This is a genomic window from Litorerythrobacter xanthomarinus, assembly GCF_046254955.1.
Lineage (GTDB): Bacteria > Pseudomonadota > Alphaproteobacteria > Sphingomonadales > Sphingomonadaceae > Qipengyuania_C.
In genome coordinates this window covers 1,612,849-1,629,640 of sequence record NZ_JBJXRG010000001.1, presented here as the reverse complement: position 1 = coordinate 1,629,640, position 16,792 = coordinate 1,612,849, and the positions used below count along the sequence as shown (strand labels likewise).

General features: G+C 56.4%; 11 protein-coding genes. 5 read left to right on the top strand and 6 right to left on the bottom strand.

The features are described from left to right. Nucleotides 1-9: 9 nt before the first annotated feature. The 4 genes from ACEWMW_RS08060 to ACEWMW_RS08045 form a co-directional block, all read right to left on the bottom strand. Nucleotides 10-2,145 carry a GumC family protein gene (locus ACEWMW_RS08060; RefSeq protein ID WP_409413367.1) on the bottom strand — a complete coding sequence of 712 codons (2,136 nt, stop codon included), beginning with the start codon at nt 2,143-2,145 and terminating at the stop codon, nt 10-12. A gap of 27 nt (nt 2,146-2,172) precedes the next feature. After that, a complete protein-coding gene (locus tag ACEWMW_RS08055) occupies nt 2,173-2,784 on the bottom strand; it encodes a polysaccharide biosynthesis/export family protein (protein WP_409413366.1) in 612 nt (203 codons plus the stop codon). A 113-nt stretch (nt 2,785-2,897) separates the two neighbouring features. Then, nucleotides 2,898-3,764, bottom strand: a complete 867-nt coding sequence (locus ACEWMW_RS08050) for a sugar transferase (RefSeq protein WP_409413365.1) — start codon at nt 3,762-3,764, stop codon at nt 2,898-2,900. 321 nt (nt 3,765-4,085) lie between these two features. Beyond that, complete coding sequence (locus ACEWMW_RS08045; RefSeq protein ID WP_409413364.1) at nt 4,086-5,048, bottom strand: heparin lyase I family protein; 963 nt, start codon at nt 5,046-5,048, stop codon at nt 4,086-4,088. Nucleotides 5,049-5,063: 15 nt separating this feature from the next. On the opposite strand from ACEWMW_RS08045, the gene ACEWMW_RS08040 reads away from it, so the two are divergent. Both ACEWMW_RS08040 and ACEWMW_RS08035 read left to right on the top strand, forming a co-directional pair. After that, nucleotides 5,064-5,936, top strand: a complete 873-nt coding sequence (locus ACEWMW_RS08040) for a hypothetical protein (RefSeq protein WP_409413363.1) — start codon at nt 5,064-5,066, stop codon at nt 5,934-5,936. 28 nt (nt 5,937-5,964) lie between these two features. After that, nucleotides 5,965-7,410, top strand: a complete 1,446-nt coding sequence (locus ACEWMW_RS08035) for a hypothetical protein (protein WP_409413362.1) — start codon at nt 5,965-5,967, stop codon at nt 7,408-7,410. Nucleotides 7,411-7,576: 166 nt separating this feature from the next. Here ACEWMW_RS08035 and ACEWMW_RS08030 read toward each other — a convergent pair whose 3' ends face one another. Beyond that, entirely contained in the window at nt 7,577-9,289 is a 1,713-nt protein-coding gene (locus ACEWMW_RS08030; protein ID WP_409413361.1) for a bifunctional helix-turn-helix transcriptional regulator/alpha/beta hydrolase, read from the bottom strand. Nucleotides 9,290-9,672: 383 nt separating this feature from the next. Between ACEWMW_RS08030 and ACEWMW_RS08025 the strand changes: the two genes are divergently transcribed. From ACEWMW_RS08025 to ACEWMW_RS08015, 3 genes are read left to right on the top strand one after another with little or no spacing between them, the layout of a single operon-like run. Then, complete coding sequence (locus tag ACEWMW_RS08025; protein WP_409413360.1) at nt 9,673-12,018, top strand: efflux RND transporter permease subunit; 2,346 nt, start codon at nt 9,673-9,675, stop codon at nt 12,016-12,018. Further along, nucleotides 12,002-12,811, top strand: a complete 810-nt coding sequence (locus tag ACEWMW_RS08020) for an outer membrane lipoprotein-sorting protein (RefSeq protein ID WP_409413359.1) — start codon at nt 12,002-12,004, stop codon at nt 12,809-12,811. Before ACEWMW_RS08025 ends, ACEWMW_RS08020 begins: the two co-directional genes overlap by 17 nt. Before the next feature lie 3 nt (nt 12,812-12,814). Beyond that, on the top strand, nt 12,815-14,077 hold the full coding sequence (locus ACEWMW_RS08015; protein WP_409413358.1) for a hypothetical protein: 1,263 nt from the start codon (nt 12,815-12,817) through the stop codon (nt 14,075-14,077). Between the two features lie 306 nt (nt 14,078-14,383). On the opposite strand, the gene ACEWMW_RS08010 is transcribed toward ACEWMW_RS08015, so the two are convergent. After that, nucleotides 14,384-16,669, bottom strand: a complete 2,286-nt coding sequence (locus tag ACEWMW_RS08010; RefSeq protein ID WP_409413357.1) for a TonB-dependent receptor — start codon at nt 16,667-16,669, stop codon at nt 14,384-14,386. Nucleotides 16,670-16,792: the final 123 nt, after the last annotated feature.

The window sequence follows — 16,792 nt, the reverse complement described above, 5'->3', positions numbered from 1 at the left end:
AGGATCAGATCAATAGCCGTAATAAGATTTCTCATCATATCTGACGCCTGCCAACCGTGGATCGAACTTGGTCAGGATTCCGGCCACTTGTGGACCCTTCGGCAGCCTCGCGACAGATGCTGCGAGCTGGTCTTCCTCGACCCAGTTCGCCTCGCCAACGAAGAGCACCGCGTCAACAACCTCGGCAAGCAATGGCGCATCTGCCAGACCCAGCACCGGCGGTCCGTCGACAATCACCACGTCAGCAGATGCTTGCAATTCGGTCAGCGTCTCTCGCAACTTATCTGGATTGAGCAGCTGGACCGGATTGGCAGCAACTGCTCCTCCACCGACCACCCTGAAGTTCTCGCCTTCCAGCGTTTCCAGAGCATCGGACGGCTTCGCTTCCCCTTCCAGAACCTCTTTCAAACCGGGGGCTGAGATCCCGGCGAACATGCTCTGGAATGCGGGGCGACGTAAATCGCCATCAACCAAGACAACATTGCGACCAACCAGCGCAAGGCTTCGGGCCAAGCCATATGAAGTCGCTGTTTTACCTTCCTTGGGCACGCTGCTCGTAATTAGAATAGTGTTTGGCAGTCCGCCGAACATCTGCGGGAGAGCAACCGCAATCGAGTTAAGCGCTTCGGATTGCTGCGACGTCGGGTCGCTTAGTGCTTCGGTCATGGAGGACTTTTTTGGAAGCGCAGGAACTGCGCCCAGCGCGGGCAAGCCGGTTGTGCGCTCGAAGTCATCTATCGAGTGAATTTCCTTGCGCGACTGGTCACGCAATAGTCCGGCCATTAGCGCAACAATTGCTGCCAAAATTCCCGAAAGCGCGATATTCTGTCCGACATCGGGTGAGCTCGCTTCCACCTGCGGCTCTGCTCGATCGACCAGCGAGATGTTCGCCGAAGGAGCTCCCGATGCCGACGCGACATCGCGATAACGCTGCAACAAGCCGTCGTAGAATATCTTGTTGGTATCGACCTCCCGTTGCAACGAGTTGAAGCGAACTCCGCGTTCGCGTTCTGCCATCGCCGAGGCGCGCAATCCGGCAACCTCCTGATTTAGCTGCCGCTCCTGCCGCGCCGAGGCTGCGTAGCGCTGGTAAATCGATTGGCGGACATTTTCAGACTGCGTTTCCACGTCGCCATCGATCTGGAGCAACTGCGCCTTCAATTCTCGAACGATTGGGTGGGAATCGGTCCGTCTTTGCTGCTCCTCGGCCAAAGTCGACTGGATTTCAGCCCGGCGAGTCATGAGATCCTGGATCGCACGGTTGCCCTGGACTTCCGCCAAGTGCATCGAATCACTCCCCCGGGCTTGCTGCCACTGTTGTTCGGCAGCAACCCGTTCGGCCGTCGCTGCCGACAAGGCATCGGTAAGCCCGGCAAGGCGCCGCACGCGAAGCGATCCGCCTTGGTCCGGGTCACCGGTTCCGCTTGTTACTGTCCTGGTAAGTCCGGCATTACGCGCATAGGCGAGCATCCGGTTTTCCGAGCTTTCCAGCTTCTCCTTGGCATCGGCCAATTGCTCTTCGAGATAGCGCAGGGCACGCGTGGAGTTCTCAAGCTTGGAGTTTATGTTGAAATCAATCAGCTGGCTCGCGAAGCCATTGGCAATCTGAGCCGATACAACCGGATCGTGACTGGTAAAGGTCACTCGAGCAATCCGGGTATTGAGGCCAAGCTGGGCGTCCATGCGCTCCTGCAAGGCGAGCACGGCATTCTCAGCCAGATTTTCGGAACTTTCCGGATCTATGCCGATGGCTTCGAGCATGCGAGGGTTCCCGGCGATATCCAGTTCTGCGCTGACGATTTCTGCGAGAGCGCGGGACTTGATGAGATCGAGCTGGGTCTGAAGGAAACGGTCGGAATCCTGAATGCTGGGCTGCGGATCCAGATCATCGACTGGAAGAATCCGCGAAGCTTGTTGCTCGATCTGCACGGTCGCCACCGATGTGTATTCGCGCGGCATCAGCAATATGAAGAGCGTCCCCAATATGAAGATCGTCAGGAACACCACCAGCAGCAGCCGTTGCTGACGGTAGAAAATAGCGCGGAGCCGCTGAAAAGGTGTCGACCGCGGGGCTTCGCGGCGAGGATATGACAAATCCAACGCGTCACCGTTCGCCGTTTCCTTGACTAAGTTTCCGTTGTCCATGGTTGGAACCTTACCCCTGCCTGCCACTTAGAAAGCTCTGAAAATATTGAAGAAGGACGTATCGAGATACTCGAGCCAAGCTTCTTTGACCGCCGAGAAGCCCACCACGATACGATCTCCGGGCAAGATCACCGGATCGGGATCGAGCCCCGCCCTAATGCGAGCCAGGTCGAAACGGGCCGCGGCCCTTTGCCCATCGATTTCGCGAAATACGAGAACTTCATCCAAGTCTGCGATCCGCGTGGGGCTACGCGCCAAGGCAATCGATTCGATAAGCGAGGACTTGCCGGGAATCTGGTAGATCCCAGGCTGATTCACACTGCCTTCGACCGCCACAGTCTGTGTCGCTGAACTGACCGATACGGCGACCTTCGGGTCGACCAGGTACTCGGCAAGTTTGCGAGTGATTGTTTCGCTTAGCTGCGGCCCGCTCATTCCAGCAGCGTCAATCGCACCGATCAGAGGGACCACGAGCTGACCGGAAGGATCAACCGGACGCGCTTCAACCGAAAGCTCCGGTTCCCGGTAAATGTCGACGCTGACCAGATCACCGGTGCCGATCATATACTGGCTAGGCGGTGCCGCAGTGGCGGGTATGACAGCATAGGATTGCGCACCAGTGGGCAGGCCGCTTTTCACGCTGGTGCAATTCGCAAGCAGCAAGACTGCACAGCCCACAAGCAAGGCCCTCGTGACTGGCCTCGCACTGCGCCGCGTTTCGATCGGAAGTTCCGGCGAGTATGGAGAAGATGTCAGTCCCATTTTTCAGACCTCAGGATTGCGAAAGGTGTCCGGCAGAGGATCATCAGATCCCGCCACAATGAGAAATTGCGAGCATAATTGGTATCCACCGCGACCCGCTGCCGGTAGGAGAGATTGTTACGTCCGTTCACTTGCCATGGACCCGTGAGCCCAGGCTGCACGGACTTATAAGCCTCGATATACCTGCCAAATCTCCAAGCCTCGGTAGGCAGGATTGGGCGCGGTCCGACCAGGCTCATATCCCCGCGAATTACGTTTAGGAATTGGGGAATTTCATCGATACTGCTTCGCCTCAGGAAGCGCCCCAGTCTTGTCGCGCGAGGATCATTCCTGATCTTTTGCGTGGTGACCCACTCACGGGCGGCCGTTTCATCCTGTGCCAGCACTGCATCGAGGCGCTCTTGTGCATCGATACGCATCGTCCGAAACTTGAGGCAGTTGAACAGCTTCCCGTTCATGCCGATCCGCTCCTGCGAGAAAATGATGGGCTTGCCATCCACCATCCAGATTATGCCGGCGATAACGGCGACGAACGGGAGAAGCGCCAAGGCGAAAATCCCACCCAAGACAATGTCGATTGACCGCTTCACAGACCGCTGAATTGATGACCAATTGGAGCTTGGTTTCGAGCCTGGTCGCTCATGCCCGGCCGCTATTCCGGGGCGCGCAGGAACTCCAAGACCCGAATTCTCGTCCCACGCCTCTTTCGGTAGGATTATCGCCGTCTCGGCCTCGAGCCTTGCAGGGTCGATAGCGCCCCCGCCGTGATCGAGCAGAAAACCATGCGACTCTCCACGAACGCGGAGGCTTGTAATCCGATCTTCCGTGGCATCTTGTTCGGCTTGCTGCTGCCTCATGGCGCAGCTCCACACTGGCAAGATTCAAAGCCTAAACACCCCGCAGATGCAGGGAAAAAAACAGATCGCACGTGTGTTTCCCCCAATAGCAATGAGTTTCTTGCGACTCGGTGCGATCCCGTAGGGAGATCATCGGGGAATCACTTAACAATGCAAGTTAATAATTTTACGAAGGAAATTAACCATATTTTGTTTCAAATTGGGACAGGAAGCTCTTGCGGCCGCAGCTTTCCCAGCGATTTCGAGCGATTCATCAGCCAATGGCAATGTTAGGCTAGAGGGCACGTCGCAGAGCCGCCAAATCCAATGCGTGCGGCAGTATCAGTCCGGCCAGGCGGGTCGGTTGAACACCCGGTAATCCAACGGGTATTCCGATGGGTATTCATGATTGGCGTATTCGGCCACAACGGGTCCTGAGATGCCTCCCGAAAAATAGAGCCCGTAGTTCCAGAAACTGTCTGCTTCGCTGTGCCCAATCGACACATCTCTTTGATCGACAACTTGCTCACCGTTTAGCCAAACCCTCAGACTGCCTGCCGTGGGATCGAGCACTACCGCATAGACAATGTCATGGACCACACCAAACGGCAAAGGAGCCCGATAAATGGTTGATCCATCGAGATTATGCTCGCCGCGCGTCGTTACAACAAAATCACCATTCGCACGCCTGCGAAATGCCAGCGCGGGTGAGCCGCCGACCTTGGAACCCATATGGAGCTGTCCATAGACGCCGCCATAAAGTTGGCTCATTCCCGCCGGATCCTGCCAGGGCTCATGCACGACTGAGAACGCGCCCCAAAGTTCCACTCCATTGGGCAACCTTGTGGGATCTCCATAGAGGCTGCCGCTTATCTCGGACCTTCGCTTGCGGCTGGGGTCGTTCACAGAACGGTCGTTGTCGGTATCCCATATTTCGAAGCGCAGCCGTGTGCCTTTAGGACTGATCATGAGCGAGCGCTCCATGTATGCATTCCATGAAGAACCTGCATTGACGCGATATTGACGACCATCCCAATCGAACGGCGAAGGGGTAAATCCATCGATGAGGGATGATTGATACACCTCAGGATTGTCCTCGGTCCCACCCGAATCGTTAGAATCGTTAGAAGCCGGCTCTTCTTCATCCTGCGTCGCCTGCTTGTTGCGTCCTTTTCCGCCTTCCCAGACTTCGCCATTCTTCCCGATCTTAATGGCCCGCGGTTTCATCTCGGCCGAAGCAAGCCCCGATGCCGCAAGTAAAGCTCCGCTGACGGCGATCGACATTGCGGTTTTAGATCGTTTCATTGGGCGCACTCCTCGTTGCGCTTCCTGCCTGACCAGACTGCGGTTAATTTCACCCAACCGAACAGGCATAACCCAAAATTAGCTGTAATCGAGCTTACCGGCCCTCCAGCTAACATTCACAAATATCATGAAAACTCGACATTGCCTTCAGCGCGTTCCTATAGACATCCTGCTCGGGTGAGCATGAGGCGAGAATTGAACAAAGAAATTCCAGCGCAGAATCCCGTTCTGATCGAATTTTTCGGCCTGCCGGGCAGCGGGAAGAGTACCGCTTGCGCGCATACGAGCAGCAAATCTGCTTCAATTAGCCGGGAGGACTTATCCAATCGCTGGAGAAAGCAGTCTATCCTCCGCCAATTGGGTTGGATGCTGAAAGGTCTGCTGGACTTTCGGCTGGTTCATGCCGGGATTGGGCTGGCAGTCGCTATTGGCGGATGTAATTGGGAGACAGCAAGGCGGCTGCTTCGCCTCGTGATTTTGAGACAGCAGATGAATGCAATTCATCATCCCATCATTCTGGACCAGGGCTCGCTGCAAAACCTCTGGTCGATCTGCATTGCCAGCAATCAGCACGAGCCGAATGTTCGCATGATCTCGAGATTCCTGGCTCACCTTTGGCAAGGGAAGTTGGTTTCCATCATATTCATCCAAGTCCCCGCAGATATCGCCGCCGCGAGAATATCTGGGCGTTTCGAAGGCGACAGCCGGTTTGAGAACCTCATGACGAATGAAATCATCGCGGAGTTGTTGGAATATGAGCCTCTGCCTGCCTTGTTGCTCCAGGCAGCGATCGATGCAGGGGCTCATATCGAAACAATCGATGGCACAATGCCAGTTGAGACAGTCGCGCACGCTAGCAAAGAAGTGGTTGAGCAAATTGCGTCTTGAAGGTCCCCAGCCTGAAGCCCTTGATGTTGTGCGCAAATTGTTCGGCGAAATTGCCGCTCGCAACATCGGATTCGGAGTCTACAAGAATACAGCGCAAATCCCGCAAGCCATGCAAGCCTTGGCTGACTTTGATTTGCTCATCGATCCATCGGACTACGGACCATTCGTAGAGCTTCTGGAGGAGTTTTCCGCGATCAGGGCCCTGCCCCATCCATTGTATGACAACGCAATGGAGGGGCGCGAAGACTGGTTTGTCCCCTTGCAGCACGCGAACTACCTTCACCTTGATGTGGCGAAGGCCATTTTTGTCGGCAAGCGCTTTCGCAAACGGTTCCCGGCCTTGCTGTATTCCGATGTCGGCCAGTGGGAAGAACGCAAATTTGGCGGGATCAGCTTTCAGGTAGTGTCAGCTCGTGACCAAGCGAAGATTGCTTTTTTGCGGGCGATCTTTCGCTCGCCATCGCTCTTGATGGGCCGATCAATTGCCATGGGCAAAGAGCTTGCCGAACCATTCAGCAGAATTACGACCGCCGATGGAAACTCACTTTGTCTGGAATATCTCGTCGGCAAAGACCGCTTTCAGATTGCTGTCCGACGCGATGGGAATACCCTGCACTACGATCGAGCTCAGACCAAGCGGCTCAGGTCCCGGATTCTCCGATCCGCCGGTGCCGATCTCAGCGTACAAGCCGCTGACCAGACCATCCATTCGCTCAGACGATTTGGTTTCGCTCTTGCCAGCCGGCTCACTGCGCAATCTTCTGCGGCGGACGCATACAAGCGAAGGCTTGCGCCACAGGGCGTTATCGTCACATTGATGGGAGTAGATGGGAGCGGAAAATCGACCCAGACTGCCAAATTGGCCGAGGTGCTTGGGCGAAAGTTTCGGGTCCGGATCCTCTATTTGGGATCGAATGATGGCGGGTGGATGCGCGTGCGGCATCGATTCAGACGAAGCGGCGCCAAAAGCGTATCAGAATCAAATTCCACGGGCAGGAGCTCTGTCAAGTCGCGGCTGAAATTGTGGGGCCGATCTGCCTGGCGAATGACGATAGCAATCAGGCGATGGCTGAATGTGCACTACGCGCAGTTCCTCCGGAATAGAGGGGTGATTGTGATCTGCGATCGATGGCCGCAGTCGCTTGAAGCGGGATATCTTGATGGACCGAGCAAATTACCGGCAAGGCCAAGCTGGTTTGTCCGGCTCACTCATGCCTTCGAACTCGATCTTCATCGAAGGATGGCGGCCATCCAGCCTGATCTGACCATACACCTTTTGATCGACTTCGCGACATCGCATGCCCGCAAACCAGGTGATATCGACGAGGGCGATTTTGAGCGACGAAACGCTCTCATGACAAGGATGCGAACAGCAAATCTGAACATTGTGCTCATCGATGCGCGCAGCGAGCCGCATTCGGTTGCAACCGCGATATTCACGGCCGTGTGGAAGGCCATTTTCGATGCGCGTTGAGTGTCAAAGCGACAATCTCTATTGCGCTGCCAGCCTAAGATTTGCTCATCTTCATTTGCCGGGGTGATTCCCGATAGCGCTATCGATCCTATCGTGAAAAGAAGTCTATAAGAGCGCGAAACCTGGAACTGTCAGTCTCGCGTTAGCTCGTCCCCACTTTGCATACTCAGTTCTCCAAGCCATCCCCAAAAGCCAGTTGCTCTAAACGAGCGAGAAACAGTTCCGTGCGCTGGTAGGGGAGGAGCTGTCCCGTATTCTTGACAACCTCCATCGTAAAACGAGAGTTGATATCCTGCAGATTGTGTAAGGCGTCGTCACCTTGGGACAATGTGCTTTCAGGCACCAGCCAATGCGCAGGAAGTTTAAGGCTTGCTAGCCAGTCACTCAAATCAACGTTGGCGACCATGACCTCCTCGCCGATAAAGGCAGTCGATCCTTGGTTGAAAAGGTGGCGGCATCCTGCGCGCAGCAGTGGCTGGACTTCGGCATCGAAAATCGTCTGCCGGTCCACCGCATTCTGGCTGTAGGATTGCCTCAGGAACCAGTCCACGCCCTCGCGCTGCAACAACCGAAAGGCTAGCTCGCACATCAAGGCGAAAACATCAGGCGCTTTCATAGCAAGATCGGCGAAAATCTTGGGAACGAGGGACCTTGCTTCGTCCATTCCCCCAAGGCTCCAAGGAATGCCGACAAACAACAACCTGCTGAACATGTGCGGCTGCGAATAAGCGAGTTTCGAAAGATAATACTGCCCGCGATAAGATGCGCACGCGGGTATCCCCGACAATTCAAGATGTTCGCATAACTCGACTATCGCGTTGCATCCGTCTTCCAATTGCCCATTGCCTACCGCAGGGGCGCTGTTGCCGTTACCTGGAAGTGACGGGCAGATGAGTTTGATCCTGCGTTCGGCCAGTATTTCTCCGCACCTGTCCGACAAGAGGAAATAGGGAATACGGCTATGGAGATAGAGCACGGACCGCCCGTGTTTCGCGCCGATCCATGTGAAAGCAAGATCGCGGCCGTCCTTTCGCCGCAATATCTGCTCATTCCCGTTGGGATCCGACCACCTGAGATTTGTCGCAGGGCGCCGTCGCTCGGAGCGCGCGCACATCAGTGAGAGCAGCCGTATCAGTTGAGTGCGAGAATGGGTTTCGGTCTTGACGAGGATGCGCTTGAGCTGGGTGCGAACGGTTTCGATCTGGACCTTGCGAACGCGCGCCATCTGGGCAAGGTCCACATGCTCGAACAGCAGTTTACATATCTGGGTCTCGGCCTGCGTAAGCCCGAAGGCTTGCTCTAGGCGATCACCGATTTCAAAACCCCATTCGATTTCCAACGAACGTACGACTGTAAACGGCTTTTCATAAGGCTCGACGCTGAGCAAGTAGACCTCCGCCAGCGCTTCGCGTCCCGATGGTTGGGGTACCGCCATTATGGCGTAGTCTTGTGGACCGGAATTTCCGGCCGCGGGCAAACAGCTGAAGAGATCGGTTCGAAACCATGCAAGATCAGCCCGGCGTCCTTGGGTCACACCGAAGTACTCGGATGCTCTGTCACTCAAGGTAACGACGACGCCTTCGGGGGATAGAACCATTGTCGGTGCGCCTACCGCGGTGATCGCATTTTCGAGCGGATCATTCCGCTGCAGATCAAACGAGCCATGCGCGGCGCTTCGTATCGCTTCAAACTGACGCTGAAGCGCGGGGTCCACCAATGTCCGGTTCGGCATTTCGCTCGCCGCCTGTAGCTTCTTGCTCCAAGCAGCTACTAGGTCGCCAAAGGCAGCCGGATCAGAAAGGACCCGCCAGGAGGCTGATATCACCTCTAGGTCAATTTCTCGCTCGCTTGCTTGCGACACGTCCGGCAGCTCCATCAATATTGTTTGCCTTGTACCCCGTTTGGGGAATGACAGCAGAGTCGTTTCCGATCAATAACATAGTCACGCGACTGCTTGGGGGGCGTCAGTGCCAACTTTATTCATGATCCGAGAGATGAATGCGTGGCGCGCAAGCGAGGGAAAGCTTCAAAACGTCCCCGCGGCGGTGCGTGGCTCATCGTCCTTGGCCATGTCGGCGGCATCCTTCCGGTTGGCGGATTTTTCCTATTCGAAGACGCTCGATACAGCCATACATAGAAACTCACAGGTTTGGGATCACTTGAAACTCGAATCTTTGGTTGCGCGACACCCTATGGGTGCCCAACACAATAAAAATAAGCGGTTGCACATCTGTAGTGAGCTGATTGGGGGGTGTGGACCCAATGCCTGAAACCGCTTTTGATCGTCCTGAACTGGGACGCGTACTTCGACGCATAGTCCTCAGACCGGGAACGGCATTTTTCGTGGCTCTGGCATTGGTCCTGGGAGCCGCTGCGGGGTTGGTCGGCCTTTCCAAGGATCCATCAGTCGATGCTTTCGTACCCGATGACCACCCGGCATCGATTGCGCGCGACAAGGCGCGGGATGTGTTCGGGCTCGAAGATCCCATCATAGTTGGTCTCGCTGCACCTTCGGGTGAAAGCGCCTTTACCGTCGACGGACTCTCTGCTCTTCGGGCAATAGACCATGCGGTGCGCCAGATCGACGGCGTCAAGAAAAACGACGTGGTCTCCTTGGCCAGTGAGAATGCCATGCGCGGAGCGAATGGCGATCTGATCGTTGAAACGATCGTCGAAGACGGGCGCGTCACACCCGCGACAGCTGCGGTCGCCTGGCAAAGATTTCGGTCAATGCCGATGCTCTCCGGCCTCTTGGCATCAGAAAACGGCGATTTCCTGACATTGATTGTGCCGGTCGAAGATCCCAACCAAGCCGAAGAAGTCGTGGCGAATGTCGAACGAGCCGCTCAGGCAGCCGCACCGCCGCAAATTGACGTCCATGTTGCAGGCGTAGCCTCCATGAATGCGCGGCTGGCCGAGATAGTGAACGGCGACACGCGGATCTTCGTCCCTGCAGCTGGATTGACCGTCCTGGCAATACTCCTTCTTGCCCTCAGACGACCAAAGGCACTGCTTGGCCCTTTCTTCGTAATCGCTGGTTCTGCCGCAGCTTCCATCGGCCTAATGGGATGGTTCGACGCCAAGTACTATCTTATCACGACCGCACTCCCGGTCGTCATCATGGCAATCGCGGTTGCCGACACGCTGCACATTACGACCCACTTCCTCAAGGCGCGCGCAGAGAACCGCCATTTCACCGCGCAAGATGCTGTATTGGATGCCCTCTCGCGCGTCTGGCTACCGGTAACACTTACCAGCATCACCACAATCGCGGCATTTCTCGGTCTGTCCTTTGGGGCAGCTATGCAGCCCATCAGCGAATTCGGCTATTTCGCTGCAATCGGTTCGGCTGTTGCCTGGGCATTGAGCCTGACCGCCTTGCCAGCCATCCTTATAATGACTGATCTCAAGCCCGCCGACGGCACGAGTTCGATCGCTCACGAGGGGCCGATCGACCGCATGGTCGCGTCAATCACCGAAACTGCGTTTTCCAATCCACGACTCTCGCTTGCTGCAGTTGCCTCGATATTCGTCTTTCTCGGCTTCTTCGCTTTGCGCGCCGAATTCGACTACGAGCGGCAACGCTATTTCGCTGAAGGAGACACTGTCAAGCTTGCCGATCAGGAGATCAATGATCGCCTCGGCGGCGTCAACTTTCTCGACGTTGTCGTCACAGCTCCCGAAGAAGGCGGGCTCATGACACCGCAAGCTATGTCGGCGATTGCCGAGCTTCGCGACGAGATGCAGGACTTGCCTCTGGTCGTGAAGGTGGGCGGTATAGATGAGTACATGGCGCTCATGCACGAAGTCCTTACTGACGCTCCTGCTGGGACCCTGCCGACAGAACCGCGCGCACCAGCCCAATACATGTTTCTCTACGAAACGTCTGGCGCTCCCGAAGATTTCAAGCAGGAGATCGACTATACCTATTCGAGCGCCTTGATCCGGGCGCAAGTTTCAACCGACAGCTACGCCCGAACCCTCCCGACAGTTCACAAGCTGGAGACCATCGCGTCCGCGTGGAGCAGCAAGCACGATCTCTCGGCCGAGATAAGCGGCCGTGTCGCGGTCAACGACGGGTGGATGACCAAGCTATCCGAAAACCATTTCGTCGGGCTCGGCATGGCATTCGCTCTCGTCTTCATGACAACGCTGATGATGTTCAGGTCGTTGGTTTATGCGCTCTTCGCCATGGTGCCGGTCGCCGTGGGCGTCATCAGTGTTTACGCCGCCATGGGTCTTTCGGCGATTAGCATCGCGCCCGCCACATCCATGACTGCAGCAATTGCAACCGGGTTGGGTGTCGATTTCGGGATCCATCTTATCTCGCTCGTCAGGAACCGCCGCGCTGAAGGCGCAACTCTCGAAGAGGCTTTCAGCGGCAGGTACACGGTTGTGGCCAAGGCATGCTTCTACTCAGCAATCGCGCTTGGCTGCGCACTGATGGTCGTCTGTCTCTCATCAGCACCGCCTTTGCGCTGGTTCGGATTGTTGGTCGCTCTCGGAGCCTTCGGATCGCTGATCGGAGCTATTCTGATCGTCCCAGCGTTGTGGGCGTCCATCTTGAAATTCAAACGGAGGACAATGCCAGATGCGTTACCCACTTAAGTCACTCCTGGCCGCAGCTGCCCTCGGTTGCATCGTAGCCCCGGTAGCAGCCCAGAACGATACACCCGGATCCCTGGCTCAACTCGTCGCCAAACGTGCGGCGAATGAAGGGCGCGTCGGGACGATGCATTTCGCGCTCAAGAACAAGGCCGGAAAAACGCGTTCCAGGACCGCAATCATGGTGCATTCGGATCAAGGATCAACCGAAAAGGTGGCGATCTTTTTCACCAAGCCGACCATGATCGCGGACACGGCATTCCTGAGCTATAATCACGTCGCCAAAGACGACCAGAATTGGTTGTTCCTACCCGCTACGAAGCGAGTGCGCCGTCTTCCCGTCTCGGAGCGGGGAGACTACTTCATGGGTACCGATCTGACCTACGGCGATCTCCAGGACAATTTCAAATTCGGCCTCGACGATTGGACCTTCACCGAAGTCAGCAAAGGAAGTATCGGCGGCAAGAGCTACCCGATGCTCAAGGGCAAGGCCCGCAACGCGAAAAAGGCGGCGCAAATGGGCTATTCCAGCTTCAAGGCGCTGATCGACAAGACCACTGGCTTCCCCGTGTATATCGAATTCGCCGACAAGGATGGAGATCCGCTAAAACGCGTTCGGGTCTACGACATCGAGAAGGTCGGCGGAGTCCACACGGCCATGCGCTTCTCGGCTCACAACATTCAAACCGGACACACCACGGAAGTTCACTTCACCGGCATGCGCTATGTCCCCGGCTTGAGGCAAAGCGTTTTCGACCCGAATTCGCTCGCGGACGGGCTGCCCAAGATCAAATAGGTGATGCGCAAGTTGATTTCCGCCATGGCGCTCGTCGCAGCGCCATCTGTCGTCACGGCTCAGGATATCGAAGCCGAGCCGCGGCTTGAAGTCGTCCAGACCTCGGTGATCGGTCTTAGCGAAAAGGATGCCGATCAAACTTCGATAAGGATCTTCCCTGAAGCCCGTATCAGCCTGCCTGGCCAATGGAATGCGAACATTGGACTTCGCGTCGAAGCCATCGACGATGATGCGAGGCTGGGAACCCGCGATACCTTCGCGCCGATGTCGCGTCCTGTCACGCTCGGCTCGAATGCGCGGCTTGAGATAGACGAAGCGGTAATCACTTGGCGCGAAGGCGGTTCGCGCTTGACTTTTGGTAAGCAGGTATTTGCCTGGGGCGTGCTCGACGGCCTTCAAGTGACCGATCGGCTTGATCCTTCTCGCCGACAAGAATCCATATTCATAGAGCAGCGGCCTGATCGAATTTCGCGCTGGGGAGCACGTGCGGAGGCAGACGGGCTCGGCTTGCGCTGGGATGCCGCGCTCATCATCGACGGCACAGCCGACCAGTTGGCACAGTTCGGAGACCCCTTTGCCGTCACCGCGCCCCGATTTCGCGGCGGACTGCCTATGAACGCTCCTTTGCCGTCACTGACCATCGATGCTTCCAAGCAACCCACCTTTGGCCTGCGGATCACGCGGCCCTCTGGTGCAAGCGATCTCACCTTACTGGGTTTTCACGGGCCCGAAACAGAACCGTTGATCGCTCTCGATTCGACAGGAGCAAGACTGATCTATCCGGATCGCAGCCTCCTCGGTCTCAACTGGCAGATGAGTTCGGGTGCTCAAGTCTGGCGTGCCGAACTGGCATGGGTGCCTGATCAGCCAGTCAATTTTCAAGACGGGCTCCTGCGGATCGAACGACGTGACCGTGTACTCGGCGGCGTGGGCCTGGATTGGACACTGCGCGGGGGTATTTTCCTAAACGCACAGATCGGCGTCGATCATATCCGCGGAAGAGATCTCGTTCGCCCTAACACCGATGTGATCTCAACCCTGAGACTGCAGAAAGCCTGGATCAACGATACCCTGCGCGGTTCGGCAGAGCTCATCACATCTCTCGGCGACGGTGACGGAACTTTCCGCCCGAGCCTAACGTGGCAGATGTCGGACGCGCTGCGCGTCGAGGCCGGGCTGGACTACATCTGGGGAAGTAATCGCGGGTTGATTGGCCAATTCGACGCTAACGATCGCGTGTGGCTGCGACTACGATTCTCAGCCTAGCGCAGTGTTCGGGAAATCTGCAGCGAACCGGGCAATAGCCATAGAGATTCCGGGTTGATGCCAGTCAAACGCTAACACGCTTATTTTAGGCGTGTTCCCAAGCCTGCTCGAGCCTCATACTATGGGGTTTCGCCAATCAGCCGGAGCGGCTGACCCCGGGCTATGAGTGGAATGTGCGACACGCGCTGACTGGCTTCTTGGGGCTGGGCATGCTTTCGCCCAACCCTGCGCCACTCTACCGTCATTTAGGCGCGTCTGGTCTGACAGTGTTTCCCATAAGTGAAACCGGACCGGAATCCGGAGTTATTAGAAATCGTAGCCGAACTCGATTCCCCAGCTCACGGGCGCACCGCCAAAAGCCTGCGCGTTAAACGCAGGGCTCAGGATATCTGCGTAATGCTTGTCGAACACGTTACGAGCGAAAGCCGCGAGGCGATATTGCCCGGTTTCGTAGCGCAGGCTTACATCGACGAGCTCATACGCTTCCTGGAAGAAGATTGGCGAATTGTTGACATCGGTCGGGAACCCGCTGCGATACGATAAGCTCGGGCGGAAGGTAAATTCGCCTGGCAAGCCCCCTACCCCGAATTGGAAGTTCGCGGCGATATAGGCTGTGTAGCTGGGGACCCGGTCAAAATCGAGTTCCGCTGCTGCGGCTTCGTCCGCAGGCGAGACGACCCCATCGCCATCAAGATCGAGGCCGGTGAAGGTGTTGAACTCCGGATCGATCCAGGCGAGGCTTCCGTCAATCCAGAAGTTATCGCTGGGCTGGATCGTGAATTCCGCTTCTAGGCCCTTGATCGTCGCGCTCGCTGCATTGCGCAGTCGCTGGACCGGCTGACCGGTCGAACTGGCTTCGTTGGTCACGCGCTGGATCTCATCGTATTCGGTCCAGAATGCAGCCAGGTTCAAGCGCACTGCACCATTGGCGAGATCGCTCTTCAGACCCAATTCGAACTGATCTGCCTGCTCGGGATCTGCCGCAGCGATCGTCTCTAGCGAAGATGCGCGGGCGTTGAAGTTCCCGCTGCGATAGCCTCGTGTCCAGGTAAAATACGTTAACAGGTTGGGATTGGGTTCATACTCAATTCCGGCGCGCGGTGACCAATTGGTCCAGCTATCTTCCAAGAATAACCGCGTGGTCGAACAATTGGTGAAGCCTGGCCCGGCACAGCCCGCAAGAGGCGAAATGTCGAGCTCCTTCTTCTCCCACGAATAGCGGGCGCCGGCCGACAGTGTGATTTCGGGCGTGGGCTTAAAGTTGAAGTTGGCAAAACCGGCAACCGACTCCTGTTCCTGCGTCCAATCGGACTGGATGTAATTGAAATCGGTATGCGCACGCCTTGCCGTAAGGCCACTGAATTCGCGCCTTTCGATGACGTTCATTTCCGATTTCATGTAGAAAAAACCCACCAGAAAATCGAGGCTGTCGGAGATATCCGCTGCATAGCGAAGTTCCTGTGTGAACTGGTCGGCGCCTTCCTCGTTATCCGGGAAATGAATCAGCAGGAACGGTGTGCCGTCGACATCCAGCGAGGAGTCGAAACTAAGGTCGCGAAAAGCGGTTATCGAGGTCAGCACACCAGGGCCGACATCGATATTGCCTTCGCCAATCACGTGCCAACTCTCGGTGCGGCTATCACCGATCAGGTCGTGATTGATTTCATAGGGATCTTCCGGCGGCGTGTATCCAAACTGAGCGACGGTGGTGCCGGGCGCGCCATCGCCGAGGAACATGCGTGATGCCGTGCCGCCGCCATTATCCTTGTAATACTGGCCATAGACAGTGAAATCGAAACCGGCGCCGGAGTCGAAAGTCACGGTCGGCTTGATAAAGATGCTGTCTTGCCCGGGCTGATCAACCATCGGGTTGTCCGGCTGCGTTCCGGAAGGGTTCTGCGGCGCGACGGCAAAGAATCCACCGTTCTTGTCCTTAAAGGCGCCGTCGGAATGCTTGTATTGAACCGCCAGCTTGGCGCTCAACTGGTTGCTGAGCGGACCCTCGACTATGCCTTCGATTCTGTAGGTATCATAGCTGCCGTAGCCAGCACGAAAACTGCCGCCAAAGACATTGCTCGGCTTTCCGGTGCGAAGCAGGACCGCACCGCCTGTGGTATTGCGCCCCTGGAAAACGCCTTGCGGCCCGCGCAGCACTTCGACCGCTTCGACATCGAATAGGTCAAGCACAGCACCGATTTGTGTTGCCAAGACCATACCGTCCTGGACCACGTTGACTGAAGGGTCGAGCGTACGGATGCTGGTGCTGTTGCCGAGCCCACGAATCGAGAAGTTGGCAAAACCGGGGAATGTGCTCACTCCCTGGAGCTGCACATTGGGCGCAATAAAGCCGATGTCGGTCAGGTCGGTCGAAAAGCTGTTGGCGATCGTCTCGGCGGAGACGGCAGTAACGGATACGGGCACATCTTGCACCGATTCCGCCTTTTTCTGTGCGTAGACAATTATTTCACCGCTGCGCGCGGGAGATGCAGTATCGCTGTCGGTTTCTTGTGCCTGGACGCCTTGGACGGCGGCCACCATCGAAAGCGAAACACCTGCTAAGAGACCCGAAACATTGCTTTTCATGATAGTCATTGCTCTCTCCCGTTGTCAGATTTCACGGCGGCCTGTCGTCAAACACTAAGACTAGCCGAATATAGATCGATATCGTTATAATCGATATTGGTGTATATGGCAAAGGCGTGGGCAAGCGCGTCT